The organism is Rhodovulum sp. BSW8 (assembly GCF_003314725.1).
Classification (GTDB): Bacteria; Pseudomonadota; Alphaproteobacteria; order Rhodobacterales; family Rhodobacteraceae; genus Rhodovulum; species Rhodovulum visakhapatnamense.
In genome coordinates, this window is record NZ_QNVX01000008.1 from 44,499 (window position 1) to 52,911 (window position 8,413).

The following is an 8,413-nucleotide window of genomic DNA, read 5'->3' on the forward strand; positions in this document are numbered from 1 at the left end:
GTATGGAAGCCCCCCTTTCCACCGGCAATTGCGACCTTGGTTGGTATGCGATCCGGTGGACAGGCAGCGCCGGTCCGGTAGAGTCCCCGATGGGAGGATCAGACATGCGGACTATTGCGACGATGGCGGCCGTGCTGGGGGCGCTTTGCGGGGCGTTGCCCGCGGCGGCGGCCGATTTCTCGGACCCGACCTGGCCCTGCATCCAGCGCAAGATCGACCGGCTTTCGCCGGGCCTGATGTGGCCCGAACCGATCGACCCCGAGGGGCTCGCCGCCCTCGCCCCCGAGACCCGCGCGACCGTGACCGATCTTGCCGCCCGGCTCGCGCTCCGGCGGCTCTCGCTTGAAGACCTCGGCCCGCAGGTGGCGCAGTTCGCAGCCGCGCAGGCGGCCGGTCCCGACCTGATGGGGCTTCTGTTCCAGGCCAGCTTCGACCGGCTCGCCGCCCAGCGCCGCACCATCATGAAAGGGATCCAATCCTACGCGCTGAAACAGACCGCGCTTGCCGAACGGATCGACGCGGCGCGCACCGAGATGGACGCGGCAATGGCGGCAGAGCCACCCGATTACGACCGCGCCGACAGTCTGGAGGAGCAGATCGCCTGGGACGAGCGCATCTATACCGACCGGCAGAAATCGCTGACCTATGTCTGCGAAACGCCGGTGCTGCTGGAAAAGCGGCTTTACGCCATCGCGCAGATGCTGCAGGCGGCTGCGGTCACTCCCACTCCATCTCGGTGAAGGCCACGGTCGCGTTCCGCGCATTGAAGGCATCGAACAGACGCCAGCGCCCGCGTTCTTCCGCGGCGATATGGCCGACCGCGTCGCCGAGCCGTTCGCCTTTCGCGACGGCCGCCCGCGCATCCCGCGCCAGAACCTCCAGATAGCGCGCGGTCGCGGCCCCGCCTGCGGGCCAGGGCAGCACCGGCCCGCCATGGCCGGGCACGACCAGGGAGGCACCGTCTTGCCTCATCTCTTCCAGCACCGCGGCCCAGCCCCGCACCGTGCCGTCAAGCGCGGGCAGATGACCGTCGAAGACCAGATCGCCCGCGAAAAGCACGCCGCTTGCGCTGTCGAGAACGGTCAGGTCGGTGCCGCTATGGGCAGGCGGCCAGGCTCGAAGCCGCAACACCCGCCCGCCAAGATCGATCTCGGCCTCGCCCGAGACCGCGCGGCCGACCGGCGGCGGGACGGTACCGATCAGGGCCGCAGGCCCGATCAGCCGGCCGAGACTGTCGAGATAGCCCGCCTGCCGGTCGGCCAGCGCGCGCGCCAGCCCCGCATGGGCCACCACCATGGCCCCGGCCTCGGTCAGGGCCGTGGCCCCGAAGACATGATCGGGATGCACATGGGTCAGGATCACATGGCTGACCGGCAGCGCGGTCCGCGCCCGGATCGCCCGCCAGACCGCCTCGCCGATCCAGCGCGCCGAGCCGCTGTCGATCACCGCGACCGAGCGTGTGCCGATCACAACGGCGATATTGGCAATGTCGCCAAGGTTGCCCCGATCGGCCTCGGCCACCTCGCCCCGATGCACCAGAACCCCCGGCGCGATCTCGTCGAAGGCCAACGCGGGCCCCGCCTCCCGGCACCGCGGCGGCCCGTCCGCCACAAGCTCCGGCCCCCCGGTGACCCCGGACACCGCCGCCAGCGCCGCGCGGCAGTCCTCAACCTTGGCCGCCCAGATCCCGGGCAGCGTCACCTCGCGGCACATCTCGCGCGACAGCGCCAGGCACAGCGTCACGACCGCCTCGAACATGCCCCCTCCCTGCCGATGCGTCCCGACACCGATCCTGCCCGATCCCGCAGGCGTGATCGACACCGACCATTGGCCGATGGGCAGAGCCCTGCCGCTATGGCATCCTCATCCGTATCTCATGCGGAAAGGGAGGTTCCCATGAAGACCGTCATCGCCGCGGCGCTGGCCGCGCTGGCCGCCATGCCCGCAACCGCCGAAGACAGCCCCCGCGACAACCCGCTGACCGCAAGCCCGGTCTGGGACGAGATCCGGCCGCAGATCCTGGGCCAAGGCGCGACGCTCGCCGAAGGCCCCGCGCCCTTCGAAATCGAGGCCCCCTACCGCGCCGAAGAGGCCGCGACCGTCCCGATCCGGATCCGCCAGACCGACCCCGAGGCGCATATCGCCCGCGCCCGCCTGGTGATCGACGAAAACCCGATGCCGCTGGCCGCCGACATCGTCTTCGGCCCGGCCATGGCGCCGCTCGACCTCGAGCTTCGGGTGCGCGTCAACCAGTATTCCAACGTCCGGGTGATCGCCAATACCGAAACCGGCCTCTTCATGGACGGCCGCTTCGTCAAGGCCTCGGGCGGCTGCTCGGCCCCGGCCAGCAAGAGCCCCGATCTGGCGCTGGCCGATATCGGCCGGATGCGGCTCAAGCCCTTCGCCGACACAGCCCCCGCGCTTTCGACACCCCGGCGCGAGGCCCAGATCATGATCCGCCACCCGAACTATTCCGGCCTGCAGCGCGATCAGGTGACCCAGCTCTTCATCCCGCCGCTCTATCTCGACCGGATCGAGGTGCGTCAGGGCGGCGAGCTTCTGTTCCGCGTCGAGGGCGGCATCTCGATCAGCGAAAACCCGGTCTTCCGCTTTTCCTATGCCGACAATGGCGCCCCCAGCCTGCATGTCCGGGCCGAGGACACCGACGGCCATGTCTTCGAACAGGATCTGCCGAAAGACGGCCAGATCTGATCCCCACTCTTCTTCTTGGTCCCAATACCCCCGCCGGAGGCGCCGCGCGCCCGGCGCGCGGCCCGGCCCAACGCCGGACAAGCGGGGCGAAGCCCCGTGCAGGCCGGGGGCGGGAGCCCCGCCCTCACTCGAAACAGACGATCTCGGCCTCGGCCTGGGCGCGGCGCAGCTCGGCCACGAAGGCCCGGGCCGTGGGCGCGGTCCGGAACATCGACATCCGCTCGCCCCCCACCTGCTGCAGCGACAGCACGGTCTCGGCCTCGACATAGGCCTCGTAAGGCAGAATCGACGCGATGGTGTCGATCGAACAGGCGCATTTCTGCAGCACGTCGTGCCCCTGCCCGTTTACGGCCATGCAGGCAAAGACGTAATCGGCCCGGACGGCGGTCGGATAGTCGTTCAGCGCGGCCACCACATCCTCGGCCGCCGCCGACCCGGCCGACCCGGTGCCCAGCGCCACCGCCAGAAGAAACACCGCCCGCCTCATTGCCCCGGCTCCGCTGCGGGCTCTGTCAGAGTCAGCCGCGCGGCATAGGCCGCGCCCCCGGACCCGGGGACCGTGGCCGAGAGGCTGCGATACCAGCCCGGCACCGCGTCCGAGACCGTCACCGCGATCTCCATATCCGCAAAGGCGCCCATCCGGGCGCGCGCCGGATCGGCCTCGAACGGATGCAGCACCACCACCTCGGCCGCCACTTCACCCGCGCCCCAGGACGCGCGCACCGGTCGCCGTTCGGCCGGGCGCATCAGGGCCTCCTTCAGGCGGTTGCGGATGTAGAACGGGCTGCCGCCCATCGTCCGGGCCATGTCGCGCACGACGCTCTCGACGAAGTACATCGCGACCGGGTTGCCGACCCCGGCCGGAAAGCTGCCGATGGCGCGAAACCGCTCGCCCTCGATCAGCCGGAGATCGGCCGTGTCGGGCGCGCCGGGCGGAAAGACCAGCCGCAGCTCTCCGGTCTCGGCCGCCGCCTCCCCCGGCAGGGCGTCGTTCTGAACCGACCGCCGATAGACCAGCCCCTCGTTGCGCGACACCCCGTCAAGCGTGCCGGTCCGGAAGATCAGGTCATAGGCCTCGCCGGGCGCCGTATCGGCCGCAAACAGGGCGCTTGCAGCCCCCGCCAGCAAAAGCCCGGCCAGAAGACCCACCATCCTGCTGCGCATCGCCCGTCCTCCCTCTGCCACCGAGCCTAGCCGCGCGGCCCTGCCTGTCACGCCAGACTTTCGTCGGCCATGACCGGCGCGCCCGCCCGCAAGGTCCGGCCGATCAGCGGCCGGAGCCGCACCAGATCGACGGGCTTTCGCAGCACCGCAAAGCCCCGGTCCGCCGCGATCCGCGGCAGGGCCTCGCTGACATCGGCGGTGATCATGATCGCCGGAACCCTCACGCCCGCGGCACGGCGTAGCGCGTCGATGGCGAGGACGCCATTGTCCTCGCCATCAAGCTGATAGTCGGCCAGAATCAGGTCGGGGGCCATGCCGATCTCGGCCACGAGGCCCAGCGCCCCGGCGGTCGAGCGCGCGGCCAGCACCCCGGCCCCCCAGGATTCAAGCGCGCGCGTCATGGCAAAAAGCACGTCGCTGTCGTTTTCGACCGCCAGAACGAGCACCCCGTCGATCCCGTCGCCCGCACCGCCTGCCCGCTCGTCGCAGCCCGTCCGGCAGACCGCCTCTGGCGGCTCCACCCGATCAAGCGCGATCGAGAAGACCGACCCCACCCCCGGGGCCGAGCGGACGCTTAGATCGTGGCCCAGATGCCGGCAAGTGCGTTCGACGATGGACAGGCCCAACCCCATGCCCGAGCCCGGTGGCACGTTGCCTGCCCGGGTGAACTCCTCGAAGATCCGCGTCTGATCCTCGCTGGAAATGCCGATCCCGGTATCCCAGACCTGCAAAAGCGCCCGGCCGCCGCGGCGGCGGCAGCCGACCAGAACCCGGCCGGTTTCGGTATACTGGATCGCGTTCACCAGAAGGTTCTGCAGCGACCGCATCAGGAATTGCGGATCGCTCTCGACCCAGAGTGCGGCCGGGATCACATCGAGCCGGATGCCCTTTTCGGCCGCGACCATCGCGTAATCCTCGCCCAGCGCCCGCATGATCGGCCCCAGACAGACCGGCCCCGGCGTCAGCGCCGCCCCGGTGCTTTCCAGCCGCGACAGATCTAGCAGCGCCCGCAAAAGCGATTCCATCGAGGCAAACGAGCCCTGCAGACGCTCGACCATCGGCTCGAGCCCGCTGCCACGCGCGCTGTCGCGCAGCGTCGAGATCATCAGCTTGGCGGCATTGACCGGCTGCAGCAGATCGTGGCTCGCGGCGGCAAGAAACCGCGTCTTCGAACTCATCGCAGCCTCAAGCTCGGCCTTGGCCTGGCGCAGCTCTTCCTCGACCCGGGTCTGAACCGCATGCTGGTCGCGCAGCCGCCGGTTGGCTTCGGTCAGCTCGAAGGTGCGTTCCTCGACCCGCTTTTCCAGCACCTCGGTCGCCCGCGATTCCAGCGTCACATCCGAGATGTCGGCCAGAAAGCCCCGATCGGGCAAGAGATGCACATGCAGATCCAACACCCGGCCGCTTGCATGCCGCAGACGCCGGCGCAGCTGGCCCTCTGCCCGCAGCCGCGTCAGCCAGAGGTCGATATCGGCAATGTCGGCTTCGGCGACCAGACGGTTCTCTTTTACATGGCGCAGGATCTGCCCGAAAGTCGTGCCGTCCTGCACCAGCGTATAGGGCAGCGCCAGCAGCTCGCGGAACCGGCCGTTCCGGATCGTGACCTCGCCCGTCCGGGAAAAGGTGCAAATCCCCAGCGTCATGTGATCGAAGGCGGCCTGCAGGTAATGCGCCTGCATGTCGATCAGCAGATCCTTTTCCATCCGGTTCTTGCGGACGATGTCGGTGATCTCGGTCTGGGTCAGGATCAGGTTGTCCGACCGGGTGCGCTGCCGCGCGATCTGGAACCAGCGGTCGCCCTGCAATTCCAGCACGAAGGTCAGACTCGCCCCATCGGCCGTGCGTCGGGTGATCGCCTCGGCCAGATCGCGGCAGGCGCGGTCGGGATCGGCCAGGGCCCGGCTTGACTGCACCGCGCGGAAATAGTCCTCGACCGTCAGGCCGGGCAGGATGCGGGCGGAAATATCGGGCAGGATAGACTTGAAAAGGTCGTTGCAGACCTGCAGCCGCCCTTCGTGGAACAGCGCGAACCCGCCTTCCATCGCATCGAGCGCCTCGCTCAGCCGCAGGCGGGTCTCTTCGCGGTCGACCCGGGCGCGCTCAAGCTCGGTCGATGTCCGTTCCAGATCGCGGGTCTTGGCCCAGACCTGCCCCTGCAGCGCGACCGCCGACTGAAAAAGCCCGTATGCGCTACCGCCCATGTCGTGCTGGCGGTTGCTGCGCCGGATCAGCGCGTCGATGATACGCGCCTGCCGCGCGATGATGACCTCCGGCGGCTCGTCCGGGTCGATCATGCCAGCCCCCGGGTGCGGGGCTCGAAGAAAGCGACGCCGACAAAGGTCTGGTTCACATGCACCCCGCAATGCTGTTCGCCATAGGTGTTGAAGCCCAGCACCCGGTGGCCGCGCAGGATCTCGGAAGCCGGGGCGGTCAGCTGCTTCTGCCCGATCTCGAGCTTTCGCAGGAAGCAGTCGAAGCCCAGGATGAAGTCCGGCGCCCGCCCGGCCGCGTCGGTCACAGCAAGCTCCTCCTCGAGCGTCCGCAGGATCTCGCGCCCGCGCCCGAGCGTCAGCAAGAGCCCGTCATCGATTGCCGACAGGAACGAAAGCGCCCCGGTCTCGGCCACCTTCTGGATCGCCCGCACATGGTAGATCGAATTGTTGCGCACCAGCACCGGATGTTCGGCAAAGACCTGCGGGCTGAGCGCCTCGACCGGACAGCCGACGAGCCGGGCATATTCCTTGGCCGCGGGCGCCCCGTTCAGTTCCAGCACCAGCCGCTCCTCGGGCACGGCGTCGGTCACCACCATCAGGTGTTCGGTCGGCAGGAAATGGTCGAAGCCGAGCCCGCGAAAGTCCAGATCGGTCTCGATCAGCACCAGAAGGGCGGCATCACGGTGCAGCGCTCCGTCCTGCAGGATCGCGGTTTCCCGGAACCGCAGCGCATCGGCGGCCGACCCGCCGAAGACCGGCACATCCTCGAGCCCCGCCGCAAGCGCCGTGACCAGCAGGTCTTCCTGCTTGGAGAGGCCATCCGCGAAGATCAGCGCCAGCCGGTTCCATTGCGCGCTATGGGCGAATTGCGCAGCCAGGCGGCGGGCCTCGGCCGAAACCTGTTCGATCGAAAACGGCGAGAGCGGGCTGATCAGCCGAGTCGCACAGCGGAAATGGGCGCGCGGAAAGGCCAACAGCAGCAACGCGTCGTCCTCGTAGCCCTCGGGCGTGATCTGCCCGGCCGAGCTGCATCCGAAGACGGGCAGGCCCGGCAGTTGCCGCGCCAGCGCTTCGGCCAGCGGCGCGCGCGCCAGCCGATCGGGAATGAAGGCCAGCACGAACCGCGCCTGGCTCCGGTTGATCTGTGCCGCCGCCTCGGCCGCGGCACGCGCCGGGTCGGCGGTGCGCGACAGCCCGACACCAAGGGTTCCGGACCCGGATCCGGCTGCGGCGCCATCCCGGACGCTACTGGCTGAGGAAGGCCCGGGCATCGGCCTCCGAGAACCCCGCTCCGACATCGACGGCGGCGCTTTCGATCAGCACCGCTGCCTGGGTCCGGTTCTGCACCCCAAGCCGACGCAACAGCGCTGTGATATGCGCCTTGACGGTCGCCTCGGCCAGCGAAAGTTCATAGGCGATCTGCTTGTTGGGCTTGCCCGCGCAAATCAGCCGCATGATGCGGGCCTGCTGCGGTGTCAGTTCGGCAATGCGGCGACCGATTTCCTGAGCGCTGGCAGCGCGCGGCGCCCGCATCGCCGACCGGCAGGCCCGGCGATAGGCCAGCGGCAGATACCGGTTGCCGACGCGGATCTCGGCCAGGGCCAGTCTGAGATCGTCGATCGAGGCATCTTTGGGGACGAACCCAGCCGCACCGCCGTCCATCAGAGCGGTCACCACCTCGACCGAGGTCAGCGCCGAAATCACCAGGATCGGCACCTGCGGCAGACGCTCGCGCAGCCGGGCAAAGCCGCTGATCCCGGCCACATCGGGCAGCTTGAGGTCCAGCATCACCAGATCCGGCAAGAACCCAGATCCAAGCGCCCCAAGACCCTCGGCGAGCGTCGTGGCGGTCCGGATCTCTGCATCGGGAAAAGCATGCCGAAGGGCGACGGCAAGCGCATCGGAATAGAGTGGGTGATCATCGACGACCAGAACGCACTCTATGGCCGTCAATGCCGGCGCAACCGGTTCATGGCTCATTGGTCTTTCCTCCCACGTCCGACGCTACCAAATCGCGCTGAGAAAAGGCAACGGTTTAGACCATGTCACGGGCGAACGGTCCTGGAAAGCCCGCCGGACCTGTCGACACCCGGAGGTTCGCGCCCACGCAGCCCGATCCCAGGACGACGTTGACCAGGTCGAGAAAACCTGGAAGCCCTCGGCGCTGGCTGTCGGGATGCCGGTTCCGAAGCGTCAGAAGTCTTGCCATCCTGCGTCGTTGACCGCGCGCTTGCGAGGCTCGCCCACGGCGGGCGCAGCTTCGGGGCGGGCGGAAGGGGCCGGCCGCGCCGCCGGCCGGCCGGGCGCCGCGTTCCGAAGACGGA

Annotated in this window: 8 protein-coding genes; 2 read left to right on the forward strand and 6 right to left on the reverse strand. The window is 69.0% G+C overall.

Annotation, left to right across the window (positions count from 1 at the left end; translation table 11 throughout):
- The first annotated feature begins 104 nt into the window (after nucleotides 1-104).
- Nucleotides 105-740 (forward strand): hypothetical protein, encoded by a 636-nt coding sequence (locus DSD19_RS06725; RefSeq protein ID WP_113669022.1) that lies wholly within the window; start codon nucleotides 105-107, stop codon nucleotides 738-740.
- Here the strand turns inward: DSD19_RS06725 and DSD19_RS06730 are convergent.
- Nucleotides 718-1,758: a quinoprotein relay system zinc metallohydrolase 2 gene (locus DSD19_RS06730; RefSeq protein WP_113669023.1), complete on the reverse strand. Its 1,041-nt coding sequence runs from the start codon at nucleotides 1,756-1,758 to the stop codon at nucleotides 718-720. The two genes, DSD19_RS06725 and DSD19_RS06730, sit on opposite strands and share 23 nt — an antisense overlap.
- A gap of 138 nt (nucleotides 1,759-1,896) precedes the next feature.
- Between DSD19_RS06730 and DSD19_RS06735 the strand changes: the two genes are divergently transcribed.
- Entirely contained in the window at nucleotides 1,897-2,712 is an 816-nt protein-coding gene (locus DSD19_RS06735; protein ID WP_113669024.1) for a quinoprotein dehydrogenase-associated SoxYZ-like carrier, read from the forward strand.
- A gap of 124 nt (nucleotides 2,713-2,836) precedes the next feature.
- On the opposite strand, the gene DSD19_RS06740 is transcribed toward DSD19_RS06735, so the two are convergent.
- From DSD19_RS06740 to DSD19_RS06760, 5 genes are read right to left on the reverse strand one after another with little or no spacing between them, the layout of a single operon-like run.
- Nucleotides 2,837-3,199 carry a hypothetical protein gene (locus tag DSD19_RS06740; RefSeq protein WP_075784592.1) on the reverse strand — a complete coding sequence of 121 codons (363 nt, stop codon included), beginning with the start codon at nucleotides 3,197-3,199 and terminating at the stop codon, nucleotides 2,837-2,839.
- Nucleotides 3,196-3,876 carry a hypothetical protein gene (locus tag DSD19_RS06745; protein ID WP_243627765.1) on the reverse strand — a complete coding sequence of 227 codons (681 nt, stop codon included), beginning with the start codon at nucleotides 3,874-3,876 and terminating at the stop codon, nucleotides 3,196-3,198. Before DSD19_RS06745 ends, DSD19_RS06740 begins: the two co-directional genes overlap by 4 nt.
- A gap of 47 nt (nucleotides 3,877-3,923) precedes the next feature.
- The gene (locus DSD19_RS06750) at nucleotides 3,924-6,170 is read right to left on the reverse strand and encodes a PAS-domain containing protein (RefSeq protein ID WP_113669025.1); all 2,247 of its coding nucleotides are present in this window, start codon (nucleotides 6,168-6,170) and stop codon (nucleotides 3,924-3,926) included.
- Nucleotides 6,167-7,360: an FIST N-terminal domain-containing protein gene (locus tag DSD19_RS06755; protein ID WP_081382048.1), complete on the reverse strand. Its 1,194-nt coding sequence runs from the start codon at nucleotides 7,358-7,360 to the stop codon at nucleotides 6,167-6,169. The genes DSD19_RS06750 and DSD19_RS06755 overlap by 4 nt, the downstream gene beginning before the upstream one ends.
- A complete protein-coding gene (locus tag DSD19_RS06760) occupies nucleotides 7,335-8,069 on the reverse strand; it encodes a response regulator transcription factor (RefSeq protein WP_113669026.1) in 735 nt (244 codons plus the stop codon). The genes DSD19_RS06755 and DSD19_RS06760 overlap by 26 nt, the downstream gene beginning before the upstream one ends.
- Nucleotides 8,070-8,413: the final 344 nt, after the last annotated feature.

Bases quoted from the DNA above. Each gene is read 5' to 3' on its own strand.
- DSD19_RS06725 (WP_113669022.1), top strand. From the start codon at position 105: ATGCGGACTATTGCGACGATGGCGGCCGTGCTGGGGGCGCTTTGCGGG.
- DSD19_RS06730 (WP_113669023.1), bottom strand. From the start codon at position 1,758: ATGTTCGAGGCGGTCGTGACGCTGTGCCTGGCGCTGTCGCGCGAGATG.
- DSD19_RS06735 (WP_113669024.1), top strand. From the start codon at position 1,897: ATGAAGACCGTCATCGCCGCGGCGCTGGCCGCGCTGGCCGCCATGCCC.
- DSD19_RS06740 (WP_075784592.1), bottom strand. From the start codon at position 3,199: ATGAGGCGGGCGGTGTTTCTTCTGGCGGTGGCGCTGGGCACCGGGTCG.
- DSD19_RS06745 (WP_243627765.1), bottom strand. From the start codon at position 3,876: ATGCGCAGCAGGATGGTGGGTCTTCTGGCCGGGCTTTTGCTGGCGGGG.
- DSD19_RS06750 (WP_113669025.1), bottom strand. From the start codon at position 6,170: ATGATCGACCCGGACGAGCCGCCGGAGGTCATCATCGCGCGGCAGGCG.
- DSD19_RS06755 (WP_081382048.1), bottom strand. From the start codon at position 7,360: ATGCCCGGGCCTTCCTCAGCCAGTAGCGTCCGGGATGGCGCCGCAGCC.
- DSD19_RS06760 (WP_113669026.1), bottom strand. From the start codon at position 8,069: ATGAGCCATGAACCGGTTGCGCCGGCATTGACGGCCATAGAGTGCGTT.